The 21,520-nt window shown below is 59.7% G+C and carries 22 protein-coding genes; 14 read left to right on the top strand and 8 right to left on the bottom strand.

The window, feature by feature from the left end:
• Positions 1-19 precede the first annotated feature (19 nt).
• Positions 20-313 (top strand): helix-turn-helix domain-containing protein, encoded by a 294-nt coding sequence (locus GSQ91_RS00420; RefSeq protein ID WP_158819280.1) that lies wholly within the window; start codon positions 20-22, stop codon positions 311-313.
• Positions 314-392: 79 nt separating this feature from the next.
• Entirely contained in the window at positions 393-1,280 is an 888-nt protein-coding gene (gene bla / locus GSQ91_RS00415; protein ID WP_158819279.1) for a class A beta-lactamase, read from the top strand.
• On the opposite strand, the gene GSQ91_RS00410 is transcribed toward bla, so the two are convergent.
• Positions 1,281-2,180: a neutral zinc metallopeptidase gene (locus GSQ91_RS00410; RefSeq protein WP_158819278.1), complete on the bottom strand. Its 900-nt coding sequence runs from the start codon at positions 2,178-2,180 to the stop codon at positions 1,281-1,283. It lies immediately after the preceding gene.
• A gap of 120 nt (positions 2,181-2,300) precedes the next feature.
• Between GSQ91_RS00410 and GSQ91_RS00405 the strand changes: the two genes are divergently transcribed.
• The 3 genes from GSQ91_RS00405 to rsmA are packed head-to-tail and all read left to right on the top strand — an operon-like array spanning position 2,301 to position 6,134.
• Positions 2,301-3,896 (top strand): glycosyltransferase family 39 protein, encoded by a 1,596-nt coding sequence (locus GSQ91_RS00405; RefSeq protein WP_158819277.1) that lies wholly within the window; start codon positions 2,301-2,303, stop codon positions 3,894-3,896.
• A 52-nt stretch (positions 3,897-3,948) separates the two neighbouring features.
• A complete protein-coding gene (locus GSQ91_RS00400) occupies positions 3,949-5,322 on the top strand; it encodes an APC family permease (RefSeq protein ID WP_158819276.1) in 1,374 nt (457 codons plus the stop codon).
• A 2-nt stretch (positions 5,323-5,324) separates the two neighbouring features.
• Complete coding sequence (gene rsmA, locus GSQ91_RS00395; RefSeq protein ID WP_158819275.1) at positions 5,325-6,134, top strand: 16S rRNA (adenine(1518)-N(6)/adenine(1519)-N(6))-dimethyltransferase RsmA; 810 nt, start codon at positions 5,325-5,327, stop codon at positions 6,132-6,134.
• A gap of 26 nt (positions 6,135-6,160) precedes the next feature.
• Here the strand turns inward: rsmA and ruvC are convergent, their stop codons facing one another.
• On the bottom strand, positions 6,161-6,664 hold the full coding sequence (ruvC, locus tag GSQ91_RS00390; RefSeq protein WP_158819274.1) for a crossover junction endodeoxyribonuclease RuvC: 504 nt from the start codon (positions 6,662-6,664) through the stop codon (positions 6,161-6,163).
• A gap of 102 nt (positions 6,665-6,766) precedes the next feature.
• Here ruvC and GSQ91_RS00385 point away from each other — a divergent pair, with 102 nt between their 5' ends.
• The 8 genes from GSQ91_RS00385 (at position 6,767) to GSQ91_RS00350 (ending at position 14,591) form a co-directional block, all read left to right on the top strand.
• The gene (locus GSQ91_RS00385; protein ID WP_158819273.1) at positions 6,767-7,576 is read left to right on the top strand and encodes an N-acetylmuramoyl-L-alanine amidase; all 810 of its coding nucleotides are present in this window, start codon (positions 6,767-6,769) and stop codon (positions 7,574-7,576) included.
• A complete protein-coding gene (locus GSQ91_RS00380) occupies positions 7,573-8,262 on the top strand; it encodes a GerMN domain-containing protein (protein WP_158819272.1) in 690 nt (229 codons plus the stop codon). The genes GSQ91_RS00385 and GSQ91_RS00380 overlap by 4 nt, the downstream gene beginning before the upstream one ends.
• Positions 8,263-8,274: 12 nt before the next feature.
• Positions 8,275-9,078, top strand: a complete 804-nt coding sequence (gene murI / locus GSQ91_RS00375) for a glutamate racemase (protein ID WP_158819271.1) — start codon at positions 8,275-8,277, stop codon at positions 9,076-9,078.
• Between the two features lie 122 nt (positions 9,079-9,200).
• The gene (locus tag GSQ91_RS00370; RefSeq protein ID WP_158819270.1) at positions 9,201-9,587 is read left to right on the top strand and encodes an EVE domain-containing protein; all 387 of its coding nucleotides are present in this window, start codon (positions 9,201-9,203) and stop codon (positions 9,585-9,587) included.
• Positions 9,588-9,659: 72 nt separating this feature from the next.
• Positions 9,660-11,774: a choice-of-anchor D domain-containing protein gene (locus tag GSQ91_RS00365; protein WP_158819269.1), complete on the top strand. Its 2,115-nt coding sequence runs from the start codon at positions 9,660-9,662 to the stop codon at positions 11,772-11,774.
• A 246-nt stretch (positions 11,775-12,020) separates the two neighbouring features.
• A complete protein-coding gene (locus GSQ91_RS00360; RefSeq protein WP_158819268.1) occupies positions 12,021-12,797 on the top strand; it encodes an enoyl-ACP reductase in 777 nt (258 codons plus the stop codon).
• A gap of 11 nt (positions 12,798-12,808) precedes the next feature.
• Entirely contained in the window at positions 12,809-13,096 is a 288-nt protein-coding gene (locus GSQ91_RS00355; RefSeq protein ID WP_158819267.1) for a hypothetical protein, read from the top strand.
• Between the two features lie 175 nt (positions 13,097-13,271).
• A complete protein-coding gene (locus tag GSQ91_RS00350; protein ID WP_158819266.1) occupies positions 13,272-14,591 on the top strand; it encodes an amidohydrolase family protein in 1,320 nt (439 codons plus the stop codon).
• A gap of 91 nt (positions 14,592-14,682) precedes the next feature.
• Here GSQ91_RS00350 and GSQ91_RS00345 read toward each other — a convergent pair whose 3' ends face one another.
• Positions 14,683-16,509 (bottom strand): ABC-F family ATP-binding cassette domain-containing protein, encoded by a 1,827-nt coding sequence (locus GSQ91_RS00345; protein WP_158819265.1) that lies wholly within the window; start codon positions 16,507-16,509, stop codon positions 14,683-14,685.
• A gap of 295 nt (positions 16,510-16,804) precedes the next feature.
• Between GSQ91_RS00345 and GSQ91_RS00340 the strand changes: the two genes are divergently transcribed.
• The gene (locus GSQ91_RS00340) at positions 16,805-17,779 is read left to right on the top strand and encodes a phospholipase D-like domain-containing protein (RefSeq protein WP_158819264.1); all 975 of its coding nucleotides are present in this window, start codon (positions 16,805-16,807) and stop codon (positions 17,777-17,779) included.
• Between the two features lie 235 nt (positions 17,780-18,014).
• Here GSQ91_RS00340 and GSQ91_RS00335 read toward each other — a convergent pair whose 3' ends face one another.
• From GSQ91_RS00335 to bshC, 5 genes are all read right to left on the bottom strand, one after another.
• On the bottom strand, positions 18,015-18,710 hold the full coding sequence (locus tag GSQ91_RS00335; RefSeq protein WP_158819263.1) for a hypothetical protein: 696 nt from the start codon (positions 18,708-18,710) through the stop codon (positions 18,015-18,017).
• Positions 18,711-18,761: 51 nt separating this feature from the next.
• Entirely contained in the window at positions 18,762-19,070 is a 309-nt protein-coding gene (locus GSQ91_RS00330; RefSeq protein ID WP_158819262.1) for a hypothetical protein, read from the bottom strand.
• A 68-nt stretch (positions 19,071-19,138) separates the two neighbouring features.
• Complete coding sequence (locus tag GSQ91_RS00325; RefSeq protein WP_158819261.1) at positions 19,139-19,363, bottom strand: superinfection immunity protein; 225 nt, start codon at positions 19,361-19,363, stop codon at positions 19,139-19,141.
• A 69-nt stretch (positions 19,364-19,432) separates the two neighbouring features.
• Entirely contained in the window at positions 19,433-19,681 is a 249-nt protein-coding gene (locus GSQ91_RS00320) for a superinfection immunity protein (protein ID WP_158819260.1), read from the bottom strand.
• 44 nt (positions 19,682-19,725) lie between these two features.
• A complete protein-coding gene (bshC, locus tag GSQ91_RS00315) occupies positions 19,726-21,372 on the bottom strand; it encodes a bacillithiol biosynthesis cysteine-adding enzyme BshC (protein WP_158819259.1) in 1,647 nt (548 codons plus the stop codon).
• Positions 21,373-21,520: the final 148 nt, after the last annotated feature.

Genomic DNA, 21,520 nt, shown 5'->3' with positions numbered 1-21,520 from the left:
TATAGCTGCGAAGTATCCAATGCTCAACCTCGACGACTATATCCTCGATACGTTGCTCCGCGACCTCACCGGCCACGACCGCAAACCTGCAGCCTTCCTTGTCTATCTGTGGCTCACCGGCGAACAATCTCGCCGCAAAACAGCCGTGAGCATTAGCTATCAGGAACTCGCTGAAAATACCGGCCTATCGCGCAGTTCCACCCAATCCTCCATCCGCTGGCTGGTTCGCCGCAAGCTCCTCACTTTCACCAAAGCTAACGCAACGGCTATCCCTTGCTACACCGTGCAGTTTCCCTGGAGACGATCCACCTAGCCTGCGTCCACAACTTCTCCTCAGCGGCGTCTCCGTATAGTTACTGGCCCTCTTTCAGCAGTTACAGTACGTTGGCGATATGCGTCCGCTCTCACTCCTCGCCCTTCTTACGCTCGCCGCTCCACTATCCGCCCAGGCCACGCTGCACCAACAGATCTCGTCCATTGCGCAAGACGCCCAGGGAAAAGTCTTCGTCGCCTGCTCGCTCCCCGGCGTTGCACTCGATTGTGACCTCAATGCCCATGGCCATCCACCGATGCAGTCCACCTTCAAGCTGCCGCTCGCCATCGTTGTCCTGCAGCAGGTTGAGCGTGGCAAGCTGGCGCTCGATCAGCCGATCCGCTTTCTGCCCTCCGACCGCTATCCTGGAACCTACAGCCCGCTACAGGACGCGCACCCCGACGCCAACGTCGATGTCCCTCTGAGCGAGCTGCTGCAGCTCGCTGTCGGCAAATCTGACAACACCGCTGCCGACATCCTGCTCCGCATCCTCGGAGGCCCAGAGGTTGTGCAGGACTCATTGAACAAGCTCGGCTTGCGAACAATCCATGTTCGCGATAGTGAGCGTGGTCTGCACGACGACTTCCAGGCGCAGTATCGCAATGATGCGGAGCCCGCCGCGATGGTCGCACTACTGCGTCTGCTGGCTGACCATTCTCCCCTCAACGCGGAACACACAGCACTACTCAACCGGTGGATGACCGAGTCCACTACCGGGCTGCATCGCATCAAGGGGCTGCTCCCGGCCGATACCCTGGTCGCGCACAAGACTGGAACGTCAGGTGAACGTAACGGACTGACACCCGCGAACAATGATGTCGGCCTCATCACTTTGCCCAATGGTCACCGACTCGCCCTCGCCGTCTTCGTCATCGACTCACGCGCGGACGAGACTACGCGCGAGGCCGTTATCGCCCGTATCGCGAAGGTCATCTATGATCAGGCGCTCGCTGCGACGAAACCGTGACTAGTTGGAAGCTCCCCCGCCAAACGTATTGCAGCTAGCCGGATCGCCACTGCTCAGTCCGGCATTGAACCACTTCTCCCGCTGTGCGCTGGACCCATGGGTCCAGTTCTCCGGGCTTACCGCACGACCGCTCATCTTCTGCAGGTGATCGTCACCTACTGCAGCCGCTGCGCTTAGAGCAGCGGCAACATCGCCGTTCTGCACAATTCCGCGCTGCTGCGCAGAGTGCGCCCATACTCCCGCATAGCAGTCCGCCTGTAGTTCCGTATCTACGGAAAGATGATTGCGCTGGCTTGGCTGCTGCTGCGTAAGCCGCTGAACCTTGGCTTCCGTGCCCAATAACTTCTGCACATGATGGCCAAGCTCGTGCGCGATCACATACGCCTGGGCAAACTCCGCGGTGCTTCCGCCAAAACGCTTCAGTTCGTTCCAGAAATCGAGATCGATATACACCTTCTCGTCGGCTGGGCAGTAAAAAGGACCGGTCGCAGCCCGCGCTGTGCCACAGCCGGAATAAGTGGCCCCGCGAAAGAGCACCAACTTCGCATGGCGATACTGCTTCCCTTCCTGCTGGAAGGTTCCCGTCCATGTCTTTTGCACGTCATCGAGAACAAACGAGATCAACTGCGCATCGCGATTTTCCGCAGTGCGCGACTGCGGCGTGACCGGCCGCGATTGCTGCATCTGCTGCGTCGGCTGCACACCACCTCCGCCACCGTGCAAAAACGAGCCAAGGAAGTTGCGACCGGTAATCAGGCTAAGCACCAGCAGAATCAGAAAACCAACGATCCCGATCCCGCCGCCACCCCCAAAACCAAAGCCACCACCACCGCCGCCACCGCCAGAATCGTCTCGGCGGTCCTCGACATCATTGCTCATACCTCCCGGCGTCCATTCCATCGTCTTCTGCTCCTCTTAAACCTTCGCTTAACCTAGAATGTCATGCATAACTGAAAGCAAATCTTACTGGAACCATTCAGCATTTGCTGTCGTACTCTCGTCAGAGCCGAAATTCATTCTATGACCGATACAACCATCGTTCGTCCCACCGATCCCACACTCCGTGAAGCCATAGGTCTTGCAGCGATCTTTGCTGCTATCAAGCTACTGCTCCATTTTGCGCTAACGCTATGGACACAGCATCTCGGCTACAGCTATTTCCGTGACGAGTTCTATTACATCGCCTGCGGCCGGCATCTCGCCTGGGGTTATGTCGATCACGGCCCCATCGTCGCAGTCCAGGCTCGGTTGGGAGAGATCCTCTTCGGCGACTCGCTCTTTGCTATCCGCGTTTTCTCTGCACTTGCCGGTTCGGCCGCCGTCTTTCTCACTGGCATGCTCACCTGGGCGCTTGGCGGAAGACGTTCAGCACAAGCGCTCGCTATGCTCGGCATTCTTATCGCACCGATCTATCTCGCGCTCGACAGCTTCCTCTCGATGAACTCGTTCGAGCCGGTGTTCTGGGCTGTCTGCATTCTTGCCATCGTGATGATGCTGCGGGAGCGCTCGCAGCTCATCTGGTGGACAATACTGGGTATCTCTGCAGGCCTGGGCCTACTCAACAAGCCGTCGATGCTCTTTGTCCTCGTGTCGCTCGGCCTGGGCTTGCTTCTCACGCCACAGCGTCGTCTTCTTTTCACTCGATATGCCGCTCTGGGCATCGCTCTCATGCTCGTCATTGCAGCGCCAAACGTTCTTTGGCAGGTCCACCATCATTGGCCTACCCTTGAGTTCCTCCATAACGGCAAGGTTGGAAACAAGAATGTCATTCTCGGGCCACTCGCCTTCTTCGGCGCGCAGGTCAAAGCGATGCACCCGCTCGCCATCTTCCTCTGGATCCCTGGCGTTGTTGCCCTGCTAAGGGGTCGCTCGCTTCCTAACTGCCGCTGGCTCGGCTTTGCCGCAGTATTCTTCTTTGTCCTGCTCTTTGTGCTGCATGGGAAGGACTACTATGTTGTTCCGATCTATCCCGCTCTATACGCAGCCGGAGGCATCGCGTGGGAGCGCCGATTTGCCTCGAGCCACCTTGTAACCCGCGAGGCGACATTTGCCTTTCCACTGTATGAGAGTCTGCTGCTCATCACCGGCATCCTCGTCCTGCCGATGTCGATTCCTGTTCTTGCGCCCGACACATGGATTCGCTATACGACGGCTCTGCACCTCCAAAACGACAAACTGGAGACCGCCGAGACTGGCCCGCTGCCGCAATTCTATGCGGACCGTTTCGGTTGGCAGGAGTATACCGATCAGGTTGTCCGGGCTTACCGCTCCCTTACACCGACGGAGCAGAATCAGGTCTGCATCTTCGGCAGCAACTATGGCGAAGCGGGCGCGATCGACTTTCTTGGTCCTCGCCAGGAGCCAAAACTGCCGCCGGCTATGAGTGGACATAACAACTACTGGATGTGGGGCACGCATGGCTGTAACGCCAATCTGGTTATCGCGATTGTCGGCGATACACGCGAAGAATTACTCCGCAAGTATGAGACTGTCGATGTCATAGGCCACATGGGAAATCCTCTGGCAATGCCTTACGAACGCAAGAACATCTACCTGCTGAGAACAAGGCGCCCTTCAGCTCCTTTTGACTGGGCTGAGGAGCGTTTTTACTTCTAAGCAGCAGATTCACTGGATCGTGGAAGCAGACAGCTCTGATACCCTGCCTCCAATGACTTCCGAAGTCAAAATAGCACCTTCGGCTACCGAACTCCCGCGCGTTCTTACGGCCACGCATGCCACGGCGATCGTCGTAGGCATCATCATCGGCTCGGGCATATTTCTGGTTCCGCGCGAGATGATGGCAGCCGTCGGCAGTTCGCGCATGGTCTACGCCGTGTGGATCGCCGGCGGCCTGCTCTCGCTCTTCGGCGCCATGAGTTATGCCGAGGTCGCAGCCATGCGGCCGCGCGTCGGCGGCGAGTATGCTTTTCTGCGCGATGCCTACGGTGATCTCACTGCGTTTCTCTACACCTGGACGTGGACACTCATTGCCAAGCCCGCGTCGATCGCGACCATCGCCGCAGGACTGATGCGCGTGCTCGGGACGTTCGGCATCTTTGCCTTTCTCACACGCCCTGCGTTCGCCCACCTGCTCTGGAGCCAGGTCTTTGCTATCAGCTCGACATGGCTCATTGCGTTGCTCAATATTGTCAGCACCCGCAATTCCGCAAACGTGCAGACCGCACTCACATGGCTTAAAGTGCTGATGATCGTCGTGATCTCCGGATTCTGCTTTGCAAGCGTCCAACATGGCTCATTGCACAACTTTGCCACGAACTTCAGTGGCGCTCGAGGCGGTTTCAGCGGCTTCATGATAGCGCTGATCGCGGCATTATGGGCCTACGACGGATGGTCCGATGTCTCGCAGATGGCCGGAGAGGTGCAACAACCACAGCGGTCGATGCCACTGGCCCTGGTTGGTGGCGTGGTCATCGTCGGCACCCTGTATATGCTCACGAATGCGGCCATTCAGTATGTGTTGCCTGCTGCGACTATCGCGGTCTCCGACCGTCCCGCCGCCGATGCGCTTCGTCTCGTTGCGGGCCACGCGGGAGCTGCGCTGGTCTCTCTTGGAATGGCTGTCAGCATCTGTGCAACATTCGTCGGAAGCTCGCTCTCCGGCGCACGCGTGCCCTTCGCCGCAGCCCGTGACGGTCTCTTCCCAAGCCCATTGGCAGCCGTGCATCCGCGGTTCCACACACCTGCCGCCAGTCTCGTGCTGCAAGCAGTTATGAGTTCCCTGCTCCTGCTGGTCATCGGCAAATTTCAGGCACTCTTCTCACTGGCCATCTTCTCCGAGTGGTTCTTTTATGCGCTCACCGCCGCAACCGTCTTCGTCTTTCGTCATCGAGAACCCGACATACCGCGTCCCTACAGCGTCACAGGATATCCTGTTGTTCCTGCGCTATTTATCCTTGCAGCAGTCGTACTCCTGGTCTTCAGCTTTATCGACCAGCCGTTTAACTCCATCGCCGGAGCCGCCGTCATCCTCTGCGGCATCCCGGTACACTTCTTCTTTCAACGCCGTAAACAACTCACCTGACCATGTCGAATAAGAAACCCAAGCTCGGCCAGAACTTCCTCGTCGACGAAAGTGCCTGCGTACGAATTTCCGAATCGCTCGGCGATACACACGCTCGCACCGTCGTCGAGATCGGCCCGGGCCACGGAGCCATCACCGAACTACTCGCACCGCGCTGCGCCCGCCTGCACTGCATCGAGTTCGATCCCGCACTCGCTCGCGAGCTGGAGTTTCGCTTCCGCAACACTCCGCATGTCACGATCCATCACGCCGACATTCTCAAAACCGATCTGACTGCGCTCTCGCAACTCGACACCGCTGGTCCGACGCTCGATGTTGTCGGCAACCTGCCGTACTACATCACATCGGACATTCTTCTGCATCTCTTCGTCGCTGCACGCATGGGTATTCTGGCGCGCGCCGTCTTGATGATGCAGCGCGAGGTCGCGGAACGCATCGCCGCTGCGCCTGGCTCCAGCGACTATGGTGCCCTCTCCGCGTTTACGCAACTGCACGCGCACGTAACCAATCTCTTCACGCTGCCGCCAAGCGCGTTCTCTCCGCCGCCCGATGTCTACTCCACGGTTCTGCGTCTAGACTTCGCTCCACGCTTTACCGAGCTTGGTGTCGCTCCCGAAGGCTTTAACGCTTTCCTGCGCTCCACCTTCGCGCAGAAACGCAAAACGCTCGCCAACAATCTGCGCGTCGCAGGCTATAGCTCCGTGCAACTCGCCGCAGCCTGGCCAGCCAGTATTCCGGCGCAAGCCCGCTCCGAAGCGGTCCCGCTGGAGGCCATGGCTGAACTCTATCGTGCACTTACCGCTCAGGCTTAGAACCTATCAGCAACCATAAGCACCGCTTACCGCCGCACCATCTCCGCCGTCTGCGCGTGATGGATGTGGCAGATCGCAATGGCGAGGGCATCAGCCGCGTCCGCCGGTTTTGGCGCTTCATCAAGCTCCAGTAACCGTGCCACCATGAATTGCACCTGTTCCTTCGCTGCAAGTCCGTACCCAACAACCGCGCTCTTGATCGACAACGGCGCATACTCCGCGACCGTCAGCCCACAGTTCGCTGCGGCAAGCATGGCCACTCCACGTACCTGGCCGAGCTTTAACGCGCTTTTAGCATTGGCGGAAAAAAATACTTCTTCAATCGCAACCATCTCCGGCTGCCAGAGCTGCATCAGTGCCATCAGTTCGGAGTACACCTGCGCGAGCCGTATCGCTGTCGAGTCCTTTTTGCTTAACTTCACGGCACCGGCACACAGATATCGCAGCTTCGGCGTGCGCGCCGAGGCGTCTACCTCGACCACACCGTAGCCCGTGAACTCCGTTCCACAATCGACGCCGAAGACCCGCATGCACCGAGTCTAACCCCCGAGCCACCACGAAGCCTGTTCCACGCATCAAAACCGTTACAATCAGACCCATTGACCACGGACTGACGAAAGCCACTTGCAATCTTGAATCTTGCTAAAAAATCGGCTACTGCCTGCCTTCTGGCCATCGCGACACACCTCTGCTCCGCGCAGACACCGACTACGCCGGCGCAGATTTCTGCTGCTCAAAAGAGCACGGCTGCAACTCCAACCCTGCCCGCTAGTCCGTTCAATCGCACCACCGTCCTTCTTGACCCGGCGCATGGTGGCAGCGACAGCGGCTCACGCATCAGCGACTCAATTCTTGAAAAAGACATCACGCTGGCTCTCGCCTTCAAACTGCGGTCGCTGCTCGCTGCTCGCGGCTTTACCGTGGTGATGACGCGGGATAGCGATGCCGCGACCCAGGCCGACACTCCCAACCCTCTCACGCTTGACGACCGCGCCGGGATCGCCAACCGCGCACATCCGGCAGCCTGCCTGCTGCTACACGCAACCGCCGCAGGCAATGGAGTTCACATCTATCGTTCGGAGCTCGAGCCCATTCCTAACGAGGTCAATGGAACGTCCTGGCTTACCGCCCAGGCGGCGTGGGTAACGCAGAGCGAAAAGCTGCAAAAACTGCTCGGGCAGGCCCTTACGCGCGCCCGTGTGCCACTGGTCCTTAGCCGCGCGTCGGTGAGGCCGGTCGACTCGCTCACCTGCCCGGCGCTGGTTGTCGAACTTGCCCCCAAAGGCAGCGACAGCTCCTCGCTCACCAACGAAAGCTATCAGCAGCACGTCGCCGGTGCCATCGCAGCCGCGCTGGTCTTCTGGCAGAACCAGGCGCAGCCGCCGGTGCGTCTGGCCCCTTTGCCGACCACGCCCACACCAAAGAAAGGAGTGCAGCCATGATCTCCCGTCATCAGCGCATCGTCTTCTGGTGTCTTGTCGGCTGCATCCTCGCCATGGGGACCCTGCTCTTCGTCGAGCGCCAGCGGGCCCGCGACCGCATCGTGGCACTCGCCGATGCCACACCGCTCGACGCACCGTATTCCACAACCGAGTCCGTCACGCTGGACCTGGCCAACGACTCCGATGGCTCCATTACGGCAACAACACGTCCTATCGCGCTGCCCGGCGAGGTGACCGCGCGAGCTCGAGCCCTGCTCGAACACCTGCTCGCCGAATATGCTCTGCCTGGCTCGCCGCACCCGCTGCAATCGGGCGCAGCCGTGGATGATGTATTTCTTCTGCCACTGCCGTTGGTTGGCCATTCAGGCGGCACCACGGCTGCAACCTCCACCCTGATCGCATCCAACGACCCCAATGCGCTACAACCGCAAAACCCCGGCGGCGAACTCGCTGTCATCAACCTGCGCAGCAGCTTCGTCAACGCGCATCCTTCCGGAGTCGAGGTCGAGTCCTTGACGCTGATGTCCATCATCGGAACCCTGCATACCAACCTGCCGCAGATCGAACAGATTCGTTTTCTGGTCGATGGCCAGCCGCGCGAGACGCTCGCCGGCCACGCCGACCTGCTGCGCACCTACCCCTCCAAAGACACCACGGCGCGAGCCGAAACCAGCGTCGCACCCTGAGCCATCCAGTCTATGCAATCACCTATCATCGGCGTCTTTGACTCCGGCTTCGGAGGACTCACTGTGCTGCGAGCTCTCCTGCCGCTCGTTCCTGGAGCGCACTATGTATATCTCGGAGACACGGCGCGGCTGCCCTACGGCGCGAAGTCCCAGGTCACCATCGCCCGCTACGCCGTTGAAAGCGCAGCCTTCCTCGAAAAACATGGCGCCGATCTGCTGGTTATCGCCTGCAATACAGCCACGGCGCTGGCGCTGCCCGAGATCCATGCGGCAGTCTCGATCCCGGTCGTTGGAGTGATCGAGCCTGTTGTTCGTGCGGCGCACTTGCAGCATCCGAAGGCGGAGGTGCTTGTTCTGGCTACATCGGCAACCGTTCAATCGCACGCCTACATGGAGCACTGCAGGGCACTTGGCCTTCGTGCTACGGAGAAGGCCTGTCCGCTGCTGGTTCCGCTTGTGGAAGAGGGCTGGATCGACCACCCTGTCACTCGCGACGTCGTACGTATCTATCTGCAGGAAGCTCTTGAGACCTGCACGCCGGAGGCGGTGCTGCTCGGTTGCACGCACTATCCGCTTCTGGCTTCTCTTATCGAAGCGACGCTGCGCGAGCTCGGTTCCCAGGCAGTCGTCATCGACTCCGCGCAGTCGACTGCCGCAGAGGTCGAAAAGCACTTCAGCCGCTTGCAGCCTGTATCCACGAGCCCTGTCACCTTTGAGTGCTTTGCTACGGATTCCGTAGAGAAATTTCAGCGGCTGGGTGGCCTTTTTCTTCAGAAGCCGATCGAGAATGTGCAGCATTTGGATCTGGGAGGCTAGGCAGTCAAACTGTTGGAGAATGCCGTAAACGGCCTCAGTTCGCCTGCACCACATGTGCGATTATCGCCCAATAGGTGCGGTATTGAACAGCACCTCATCCTCTACACTCTATTCACAGACCTATGCCCTATCTCCTGAAATCTGAGCCCGATAAGTACTCCTTCGATGACCTGTTACGGGACGGCGAGACCGTCTGGGACGGCATCAAGAACGCCCAGGCCCTGATTACGCTGCGCAATATGAAGCGCGGCGAAGAGTGCGTCATCTATCACTCGAATGTAGGCAAGGCTGCGGTTGGCACGGCGAGGGTTGTTTCCGTCACCACGGATCCGAACGACCCCAAGATCCCCATCGTTCGGCTGAAGGCCGGCAAGCGCCTGAAGCGCGAAAAGCCGCTCGCCGAGATTCGTGAAGCTCCCGTGTTTCACGGCTCCCTGCTGTTCCGCCAGTTCCGGCTTTCGGTCGTTCCCCTCAGCGAAGAGCAGTTCGACTGGCTCGTCCACGGTTGAGTTAATCCCGTCTTTTTGGAAATCTGCCTATAATCGGGCATTCGGATAATCACCAAGAGACAGGATTCCAGCATGCTCCGTATAACGTCCGCCGTGGCCTCGCTCTTTGTTCTTTCCCTCCTTGCAGGCTGCGGCGGCTCGTCCAGCGGCACCCCGCCGCCCACGAGCGCTCAACTCACCATCTCTCTATCGAGCCCGCTCACCTTTCCCAGCACCACCGTCGGCCAGACCAGCGCCTCACAGACACTCACATTGACCAATTCCGGCACAGCCACGCTTACCTTGAGCGCCGGTAGCCTGAGTGGATCGGGGGCGGCGGATTTCACCGCGACAACCAACTGTGGAACATCATTGGCTGCAAGCGCCAGTTGCACCTTTACCATCGCCTTCGCGCCGCAAACTTCGGGGACGCTGACCGCAACCATCACCCTCACCGATAACGCCTCCAACTCGCCGCAAACCGTCACCCTTACCGGCGGCGGAACAGCTGTACCCGCCGCCACGCTCACACCAGCAGCCGGCCTCACCTTCCCCAGCACCACCATCGGCCAAACCACTCCCTTACAAGTACTCACGCTGACCAATACCGGAACGGCCACGCTCTCCATTGCCGGGATCGCGCTGGGCGGTACGAACCCAACCGACTTCGCCGAGACCAGCACCTGTCCTGCCACGTTGGCCGCAGGCGCATCCTGCCCGATCAACGTGACCTTCTCCCCAGCCGCAGTGGCCAGCTATAGCGCAACGCTTACTGTCACCGACAATTCCGGCAACACGTCCGGATCGACGCAGAGTGTGCCCCTCACCGGCAGCGGGACGGCTGTACCTTCCCCGCAGGCCACGTTGACACCTACAACCGGCCTCACCTTCGCCAGCACGAGCGTCGGCAACATTGCCGCGCTTCAGACGGTAACGCTCACCAATACCGGGAATGCCGCGCTCTCCATTGCCGGGATCGCGGTGGGCGGTACGAACCCAACCGGCTTCGCTCAGACCAACACCTGCCCTGCCATGTTGCCCGTAGGCGCATCCTGCCCGATCCCTGTAGCCTTCGCACCGGCGGCGGCAATCAGCTATGCCGCAACGCTCACGGTCACCGATAACTCCGGCAACGTGGCCGGAGCGGCGCAGAGTGTGACTCTGAGCGGTATGGGGACTGCCGCAACCACGGCAATCACCCGTACGCTGTATGTCTTTCCCGAGACGACGGACAAAAGCATTACGCCGCTCTACGCGCTCGTCAACAATGCGCTTAAGAGCATTGACATGACGATGTATGCGCTCGAGGACACGGTCTTCACGGGCGATCTGGTCGCTGCTTGCAAAAATCGCGGAGTTACAGTTCGCGTCCTGCTTGATGCGAGTCTGAAAAAGAGCACCAACACTCCGGCCTACACCCTACTCAACACCTCTGGCTCCAACTGCAGTGCGGTGTTTTCGAATACGGCCTTCCAGGCCACGCACCAGAAGACCATCACTGTCGACGGAACAACCACCGCGATACTGTCGCTCAATCTGGAGTCCCAGTACTACGCCACCGCCCACGACTTCGCTCTCGTCGAGAACGACCCCGCCGACATCACCGCTATCGAGGATACGTTCAATGAGGACTATGCCGCCGGCACTCCCTATGGCGGGATCCAGGGGACCAGTGACTTTAGTTATCAGCCGAGCTCCGGCACTGGCGACGAACTCATCTGGAGTCCTACCACCGCGCAAGCAGCCATGCTCAGCATCATCAATAGCGCCACCAAGACGCTCCTGATCGAGAACGAAGAGATGAGTGCGAGCAACATCGTCAGTGCTTTGGAGACCGCCTGCGGGAACGGGGTGACGGTCCAGATCGCGATGTCCGAGGACAGCACCACACCGCCCTACAGCTCCTACGCTTCCAACTGGATTGCGCTGGAAGAGGCTGGTTGCGGTGTCCACGTCTATCCGGATACGACTACAGGCCCCTATATCCACGCCAATGCAGTCGTGGCCGACTATGGCCTTCCAACCGAGAACGCCTATATGGGATCGATCAAATACTCCGACACCTCGACGAATTCCGATGCCTCGATGACGGAAAATCGCGAGCTCGGTATCTTCATCACCGACCCCACGGCCGTCACGCAGCTCAACACGACCATGTCCGCCGACTATGCGGGGGGGATCGTCTTTACGGGTGGCACTGTCGATTAGGGGTTATCCTTCGCAGGAAGTGAGCAGGTGCCAGGAACAGGCAACGGCAAGAGCCTTGACGCAACGGGCGCAAAGGTAGCCACGTTTCGCGACGGCTCTCGTGGCGAAACGTGGCGTCTTTCCTTTGCGCTCGTTGCGTCAAGGCTTTTTTTCGAGACACTGCAATAGTGTTGCCACCTCCGACGTAAACGTTCCCTAAACTGCTATCCTTACCTTCGGTTGAGTTCATCTGAGGAGTTGAAGTACATGATCGACATGAAGGGTAAAGTGGCCGTTGTCTTCGGCCTTGCCAACAAACGCAGCATCGCCTACGCCATCGCCGAGAAGCTTGCGGCCGCAGGCGCCACCCTGGTGTTGGGCTACCAGTCGGAGCGGTTGAAGAGAGAGGCCGATGAGCTGATCGAGAGCCTCGGCCAGACCGGCACGGGCCGCACCATCCAGTGCGACGTCTCGCGCGACGAAGAGATCGATAAGGCGTTTGAAGAGATCAAAGGGGCCTTCCCGGCCATCCACACCATCATCCACTCAGTCGCCTTCGCGCCTGCGGATGCCATCAAGAATGACTTTCTTGAGACCAAGCGCGAAGACTTCCGCATCGCGCACGATGTCAGCGTCTACTCGCTGATCGCCATCGCGCGTGGCGCGGCTCCGCTGATGACCGAAGGCGGATCGATCCTGACGCTCACCTACTACGGCAGCGAGAAGGTCTTCCCGAACTACAACGTGATGGGCGTGGCCAAGGCTGCGCTCGAAGCTACGGTACGCTATCTCGCGGCCTCGCTCGGCAGCAAAAGAATCCGCGTAAACGCCGTCTCGGCCGGCCCGATCAAGACGCTGGCCGCACGCGGTATCGGCGACTTCAACACCATTCTGGACAAGGTCACCGAACGCGCGCCGCTGCACCGCAATATCGAGCAGGCCGAGGTGGGTAATGCCGCGCTGTTCCTGTCCAGTGATCTTGCCAGTGGTATTACCGGTGAGATTACGTATGTGGATTGCGGGTTTAATATCACCGGGATCTAAACACACGAGATATGCGCATGGTTCGCTTTTCTCAAGACGATAGATTGAAGTGGGTTCTTGTTGCTGCTTTAATTGGCTGCGCCGCTACCGGTGTTGCTTTTCGTTCGGGGACGGCCTACGCATATCTTGGATCCATCGTTTTCCCCGGCGCAATTACCTATCTATTGATCAGCGACATGGGCACAGGAACTGAAATCACTCAGACGGCTGGAATGGTCACCGCATTTGTCGTTAATGCCATCGTCTATGCACTGCTTGCGCTGCTGATTCGGGCGGTGTGGAAGAAATACGCCTCCTAGCGAAAAAGAGCATTGCCCATCTGACCATAGGTCGCCCTTTCAGGGCTCAGCCTCTCTGCTGGCACATAACCCAGGGTTTCACCCTGGGTTATGATAGCGTCGCCCCTCTGGGGCTTAGATTTGTGCCATTCCCTCGGTTTTTGCCTAAGTCCTCGTAGAGTATCCTGCTTTCACCATGAAATTCCTGCTGTCCGCCGTCGTAGCCATTGCCGCGTTTCCCTTTGCCGTTCACGCACAGGACCTGGATCCAAACCCGATTGTCCTGCACGCCGCGCATATTCTTGATGTTGCCGCCGGCAAGGTTCTCTCTCCTGGTGAAGTCCTCATCGTCGGCGACCGCATTCGCGAGGCTGGGCAGCAGGTGCAACATCCGGCGGATGCACAGATCATCGATCTCGGCGATACCACGCTGATGCCCGGGCTGATCGACGCCCACACACACCTTTTCCTGCATCCCGGAGCTGAAGACCTGCAGACCGTAGAAGAGTCCGTGCCCCAGCGCGTCCTGCAGGCCGCTGCTGCCGCCAAAGCTGATCTCTTCGCAGGCTTCACCTCCGAGCGCGATATGGGCACGGAAGGTGCAGCCTGTGCCGATGTCGCAGTGCGCAATGCGATCGACCGCGGCCAGATTCCGGGGCCGCGGATGCGGGTTGCCTGTAACGCCATCGACATTCTGGGTGGGCATGAAGATGCCATCGGCTACAACCCGGCGCAGCACGTGCTCTCCAATGCCGACTATGCCAACTCCGCCGGTGAGATCGTTCATGTGATGCGGGAGCAACGCAAGGGCGGCGCTGACTTCACGAAGATCTACGAGACCGGGCAAGATGTCCTGATCGGCGATACGTTTACCACACCGTATCAGTACACCGAAGCCGAGCTGACCGCAGCCGTCACCGAGGCTCGCCGCACGGGCTCGAAGGTGGCCGTACATTGCACCGGAGAGCCGGGAGCTTTGTTCGCCGCCAAAGCCGGTGTGGCCTCCATCGACCATGCGTATCAGCTCTCGCCCGAGACGATGAAGCTGATGCGCGAGAAGCAGATCTATGCCGTGCCTACCTTTGCCATCGTGGAGTACTTCTCGCAGCACCCTATCTATTCCGGCCAGGGTGCCCGCGACCAACAGGAGCTCGCCTACCACGCCGCCGAGTTCAAGAAGCAGCTTGCCGCAGGCGTTCCGTTCGCGGTCGGCTCCGACGTGGGGCCATTCCCGCATGGGACGCAGGCTCGCGAGTTCGAGTTGATGGTCCAGTTCGGCATGAGCCCCGCCGATGTGCTGCGGTCCGACCTCATCAATGGAGCCCGGCTGCTGGACTGGGCGGACTCGATCGGTCAGCTTAAGCCCGGCTTCTATGCGGACATCATTGCCGTGCGCGGAGATCCGATCGCTGACATCAGCGCACTCAGGCATGTTGCGTTTGTGATGAAGGAAGGCGCGATTGTCGTGCGCAAGAAGCAAGCGGGAGCAGAAAACAATCAACAGCAAAAGCCTTGACGCAACGGGCGCGAAGGTAGCCACGTTTCGCGACGGCTGCCGTGGCGAAACGTGGCTTTTTCCCTTTGCGTCAAGATTTTTTGCGAGAGCCCTATCCCAGCTTTTCGGTCAGCTCCGCCCAGCGCGCGTACACCGTGTCATGCTCGGCCTGCGCGGCTTCCATCTCGGCTAATGCCGCTGTGAGCGCTGTCGCATCGGACGTTACTGCTGGATCGTCCAGGCGATCATGGGCTGCGGCCATACGGGTGTCAGCCGCGTCTACACGCGTCTCAATCCCGTCGTACTCGCGCTGCTCCATGTAGGAGAGCTTCTTCTTACCGCCTGAAGCTCCACCACCACGTTTCTCGGGAGCACTGGCTGTTTCCTGTTTGCTGTTCCCTGATTCCTGCTCTTTCCACTCTTCCCACTGCGAGTAGTCGGCGAAGATTCGCGCACGGCCTTTGCCGTCCAGGCCCAGCACCGTGTTCGACACGCGATCCAGCATGTAGCGATCGTGCGTCACCAAAACCAGCGCGCCCGTAAACTCCAGTAGCGATTCTTCAAGAATCTCCAGGGTGGGGATATCGAGATCGTTGGTCGGCTCGTCGAGCATCAGCACGTCGGCCGGCTGCAGCATCAGCCGCGCGATCAACACACGCGCGCGTTCGCCGCCGCTCAGACGTTCGACGGGCTGATTAAGCTGGTCACCCGTGAAGAGGAACTTGGCTGCATAGCTCGCCACATGCACCACGCGGTCCTGATAGACCACCGCATCGGAGTCGGGCGCGAGTGCCCGCCGTAGCGTCAGCGAGGCGTCGATCTCGCGCATCTGCGAGAAGTAGACAATCCGAAGAGCATTGGCGCGCTTCACCGTGCCTGCGCTCACCGGGAGTTCGCCCGACATGGCGCGCAGGATCGTGGTCTTACCACTGCCGTTGGGACCGACGAGTCCAAGCTTCATGCCGTTGGTCAGGCCGAAGTTCACGTTGCCAACGATCTCGCGGCCGCCCAGGGTGATGGAGACCTTTTCCAGTTCGATGAGGCGTTTGGTCTGGCGGTCGGTCGCGGCGAACTCGATGCCTGCCGACGACGTGCGGGTGCGGGAATCTACCTCGGCCAGCTTGTCGATCAGCCCATGGGCGTTGTCGATGCGGGCCTTGGCCTTGGTGGCGCGGGCCTTCGGTCCGCGCCGCAGCCACTCGATCTCCGTCTTCACGCGATTCCGAAGGCCCTCCTGCATCTTGGTCTGCGACTCCAGGTATTGCTCGCGCTCCTCCAGAAATCTCGAGTAGGTCCCGCGCACACGCAGTATGCCTTCGGCGTAGACGCGGCTCAGCTCAATGACCTCGCTCGCGGCGTTCTCCAGGAAGTAGCGATCATGGGTGACGACCACGCTGGCGAACTTTGCCGTGCGCAGCATGGCCTCCAGCCACTCGATGCCTTCGAGGTCGAGATGGTTCGTGGGCTCATCGAGCAGCAGCACATCGGGCTGCGTGACCATGGCTTCGGCGATGGCCAGGCGCTTCTTCCAGCCGCCGCTCAGGCTGGCGGCTTCGGCATCCATGCGGACGTGGCTGTCTGCGCCGTCGTCGGCAAAGCCGGCGCGCCCCAGGGTCTCGCGCAGACGCTGCTCGCGCTCGTTTTCGGGCACTGTCGCGTGATGCAGAGCCTGCTCTACGACGCTGCGGACAGTTGCACCCTTGGCAAATTCGGAGATCTGGCGCACATAGCCGACGCGTGCGCGTTTGCGCACGGCCAGTTCGCCGGTATCGGGTTCCATATCGCCAGCCAATACGGCCAGCAGCGTCGACTTGCCTGCCCCATTCGGCCCAATCAGCCCAATACGGTCGCCGTCGTTTACGGCAAAGGAGATCTTTTCAAATAAGGGAGTTGCGCCAAAGCGTTTCGACACGCCTTGAGCATTGAGAATCGGTGGCATCTTTACCAGTTTACCGGGTTACGGCGTTGGTGCTGCTTTTCAGGGGATTGGATGTGTCTGATTCGCTGGCATAAGCGAGAGGCCCAGGGCTAAAGCCCTTTCTTGCTGGACCTTGAATCCGCGGCCTAAAGGCCGCTGCTACTCCGAAATACAACAACAAAAACCTATGAACGGGTACTTCGGAAACTCCCTGAAGCCGTTATCCACAACGACGAAAATTCATTGGACAGTCACAGCTGCAGGCACTACTCTGCTCCCAGTTTCAAGGTTCACCCAACCCAGAATCGAGGCCCCTGTGAAGCGCACGTCGTTCTGTATTGCACTGCTCTCCGTCGCCATTCCCTCCCTAGCCAGCACAGCCCACGCCCAAACCCTAACCATCGAGCCCGATCAGGGCTTTACACCGGTCTACAACTTCATCAATACCGCTACGAAGACGCTCGATATGACGATGTACGAACTCGTCGATACCACTGTCACAGCAGACCTCGCTGCCCTCGCCAAGAAGGGCGTTACGGTTCGCGTCATCCTGGACCAGAACCTCGAAAAGAGCAGCAACACCACTGCCTACAACTACCTGAATGCCAATGGATGCACGGCCGTCTGGGCCAATCCCACGTATCATGCGACGCACCAGAAGACCATCACGGTGGATGGCACGACGTCCCTGATTCTTACGGCGAACCTCACCAGTGTGTACTACTCGAGCACGCGCGACTTCGCGATTACAGATGCCGATGCCAAGGATGTCGCGGAGATCGAGACCGTCTTCAACGCGGACTTCAAGTCTGCGAGTGTCACGCCAACCGCAGCAGACTCGCTGATCTGGAGCCCCAATGAGGCCACCACGGCGTTGACCAATCTCATCAACTCGGCACAGCATACCCTGCTGGTCGAAAGCGAGGAGATGAGCGATTCGACCATCGTCACCGCGCTGGCCAATCGCGCCAAGGCCGGAGTCGCCGTGAAGGTCATTATGACCAACACGGACAATGATTACGAGAGCGAGTTCGAGACGCTCACCAAGGCCGGGGTAAAGGTCTATACGTATACCGCGGATGCTTCGCTGTACATCCACGCGAAGATTCTGGTGATCGACTACAGCTACTCGGATGCGAACGCGTTTATTGGTTCGGAGAACTTTTCTGTGGATTCCTTGACCGAAAACCGCGAACTCGGACAGACTACCCAGAACTCGACGGTGCTGGAGGAACTCAACACCACTCTTACGTCGGATTATGAGGGTGGAACGTTGTGGACCAAGACCTAGACCTGAATCACCCCATATTGTCATCTCGACCGGAGCATGATGGTTTTATCGTCATGCGTAGTGGAGAGACCTGCATGTTGCAGAGCGCGATGCAACATGCAGGTCTCTCCGCTGCGGCGGCAAAAAACGCCGCCTTCGGTCGAGATGACAAAGTGGGGGGGATCATCGAAGAGAACAACATCACACCCGTCTAAGATCTGGATGTATGCCCTTCGTCCTGACCGGACACACCGGGTCAGGCTCTGTAGACCGCCCGGATCTCCGGCTTCCCGCTATCAGCGATGTGCAGAATTCTCATGCAGCCGTGCAGCAGAGTCAGAGCAACGACCACCAGGAGTATGAGGGGCCAGATGATCAGGTGACGCCGTGCGCGGCGGCGACCTGACATTAGCGCTGCTACGGCCAGCATCTCAGCCGCAGCACTTCCCGACGAGTAGTTGTTGACCGGTGGAGGCGGATAGCCTGGCTGTCCATAGGGCGGCGGTGGGCCGCCATAGCCTCCTGGAGGCGGGGGATAGTTCGGCGGGTAGCCTGGGGGCTGCGAGCCGTACACGGGTGCACCGTAGCTTGCTCCAGGCGTGGCACCCGGGCCTGCGCCATAGACAGGCTGATAGCCACCCTGCCCCGAAGGCGGAGGTGGCAGAGGAGGAGGTGGCGGCGCAGAGTAGCCCTGCGGTGGCGGATAGCCTGTCCCGGGCTGCGGCGGATAACCCGGTGCGGGAGGGTAGCCTGGCGCTGCGGGATAGCCCGGTGCCGTTGGATACCCAGATGCAGCCGGATAGCCCTGTGGAGGGGCTCCAGAGGGGTATGGGGGTGCCTGTGGTGGCGCTGGAGGCTGGTACGCCGGGGTTGCGACCGTCTGCCACGCCGGGGGCGCGTCCTGGGACAACGTCGACTCGCCCTCCTCGGGCTTTTTCGATTCCTCGCTCATCAATCCTCATTCCCTTCGTCGAGAACAATCCAGCGTGGCCCGATATCTGTACTACTCCAGATCGAAATCCCGCATGGGCCGCTCGCCGAGGGGCGATTCCTTGGCCTTCTTGACGGCTTCGGCGAACCGCTTGGCCATCAGGTCATCCTTGTTCTTCTCGGCCTGTACGGACTGCGCGAAGATGGACTCCCGCCGCGCATCTGACTCCTTTAGAGCCTTGGCTGCAGCGCCGAAGTCCTCAAAGGTCTTCTTGCGGGGAGCCGGGGTGTGCGCGATTACCGAGCGCGTCACAGGGTCGATCTTCAACATTCCACTACAGTCCGGACACATCACTTCAAACGGCTGATCGCTCAATCCCATCGCAAAATCCCTCGTGGGACATTTTAGAGCGGTTTCAGAAATAGTGTGCGATGTGCCGGATTACCCAGCTAGAACCGGCGAACCTGCCCCTGGGGGTAGACGTAAACATATCTCGGCTCATCGCGGAACGCCCAGATCAGAGCAATGATCCAGCCGATCACGGTCCATCCGAGGAACAGGTTCAGTAGGAAGATGCCAACAACGCTGCGGCCACCGCGCAGTGCGGCAATGATCGTCGGCAGAAAGTGAATGGCCCCAAACGGAAGCAGAAACAGTGCGAAAAGAACGTGCATGACGTAATTCCTCTCTCTCTGATAGCTTCTACGTGTTTTCTGCAGTCGCGGTTCCCGAGGCAATCTCGGCTAGCGAGTGTAAGGCGGAGGTGGCGCATACACGACGACGTCGCGTGAGGTGTCGCGAAACGCCCAGATCAACGCCACAACCCACCCTACGAAGGTCCACCCGAGAAAGAAGTTAATGGCTAATATCCAACCAAAGTTGTTCGCACGCCGAATACCCGCTACGATTGTCGGCAGAAAGTGAATGCCCAACAAAGGAATCGCCAAGAAGAAAAGAATGATGAGATGAGTTGGAGCGAAGAGTTCTCCCATGCCGAAGTATCCCGCAGGGACGATTCGTTGTAAATCCTTTTCTTTTACAGATAAATCACGCGGTGCCCTGGACACTCCTGCCCGGCGTGCTCCACCAGCAACTCCGGCAGCGTGTCGCCATAGCGGGCCAGGAACCACACTCCCGCCAACAACCGCTCCTGCAGGTGGCCGTCTGGGAAGACGTTCAGCATAATCGCTGTCGCGTGCTTCTTCAGCGATGCCTGCTTCTGCACCTCAAAGGCCGCCGCCATGCGCCGCAGACGGTTCATCTGGTAGTGCATCTTGTTGGCCGAAACTTCAGCCGCACGGCCCAGATCGGCGCTCATCGAGCTCATGTATTCGGTGAGCGCGGTCAACTCCGCATCCATCGCATTGCCTACGGCTGCGATCTTGCGTTTGCCTTCGATGGGCATCGCGCGCGCGCCTAACCGCAGCGCCAGCGCGTCTATCGTCTTCGCCTCAAAGAGTTGTGGCAGCGAAACCTCGTGCGCGGCCATCGTCTGCGCAATCGCCGGTTCGATGAGCGTCGCGGAAAGCCGCGGCAACACTGGTGTTACACGTCCTAAGATCTTTTCGTAGACCACTGCCGACTGTGCGAAGTACGCAATCTCCGCGGGGCCGCCGACATACGCCGCTGTGGGCAGAATGCGGTCCTGAAAGACCGGCCGCAGCAGCGCGTTGGGGCTTATGCATTCAGGTTCACTCTCGAGAATCGCCAGCAGATCCTCGCTGGTGTAGCTTTGCGATCCGGCCTTCCACTGGCCATCGCCGGTGCGGCGTAGCGGCAACCGGGCTCCGGTTTCGGAATCGAGCAAGAACAGCAAGGAGTGGCCCGGCGTTACCAGTACCTGCGCATGATAGCCCGCGGTCTCCAACTCCTTCGACCGCTCCAACAGCGCCGCATCCAGGGCGTCCACATCTTCAATCGCGGCCCGCAGTACATCGGCACCCAGCGAATGAAACTCGCGCACCGAAGCGTTCATCACCACCAGGCCCTGCGCGGCAAAGACCTTGCTGATGAGCCGGCCGAAGGCTCCGGCAAGATGGGCGTTGGGGGCATAACAGGCGCGCAGAAGCTCGCAGACCGGAGCCCAGCCCAGAAGCTCGCTGAGACGATCCAGCTCGGCTTCCAGCCGCAACCGGCCCTCTTCATTGCCGCCATCGACACGCATCTCGCCTACCGGCAGCGGACGCTCCGCTTTCAGCCCCAGCCGGAGGGTCTCGACCTCTGTCTTCGACAGCAGCGCCACCTGATCGACTTCGGCGAGATCGTGGTCTTCGCTAGCCAGCCAGAATACGGGAACGTGCTCGCGGCCACTGATCTTTGTCGCATCCGCAGCTTTGCGGATCGCCGTCGCGACCTTCAGGAGCGTCAGCAACGGACCGCCGAACAATGCAACCTGCTGCCCTGTGACGACCGCAGCCGCACCGTTGCGCAGCCGCTCGATGTTTGCCAGCACGGCTCCGCTGGCGTCAAAGCCGTCGGATTGCCGCAGCAGCATATCCGCAAGCCGACCGCGATGCGCGGGGTCCAACTCGGGTGAGCGCCTAGCCCAATCCATCGTGAAGGGGTCGGACGGATACCACCGCCGCAGCGCAGTGGCGTGGGCGGACGAGCGCACGTCCGTGTAGTCGCGGAACAGGGCGGTCGTCCCGGGTAGTGTCGAGGGGTCGTAGCACTCGGCGTTCATTCAGTTACAGTCTCTCATCTTGACCATGTTTGGATGCGAAGCAAAGCGTGTCGATGCAAAATGCAGAGGATAGAGCGGAGAGTGTCGAGGAAAGAGCCTGAGTTTCTATCCTCTACACTCTGACTTTGTGGTATCAGCAAGGCTGCAT

This window comes from Granulicella sp. S156 (genome assembly GCF_009766105.1).
Classification (GTDB): Bacteria; Acidobacteriota; Terriglobia; order Terriglobales; family Acidobacteriaceae; genus Granulicella.
Note: the sequence above shows the minus strand (reverse complement) of the source record. Positions and strands in the feature narration are given on the sequence as shown.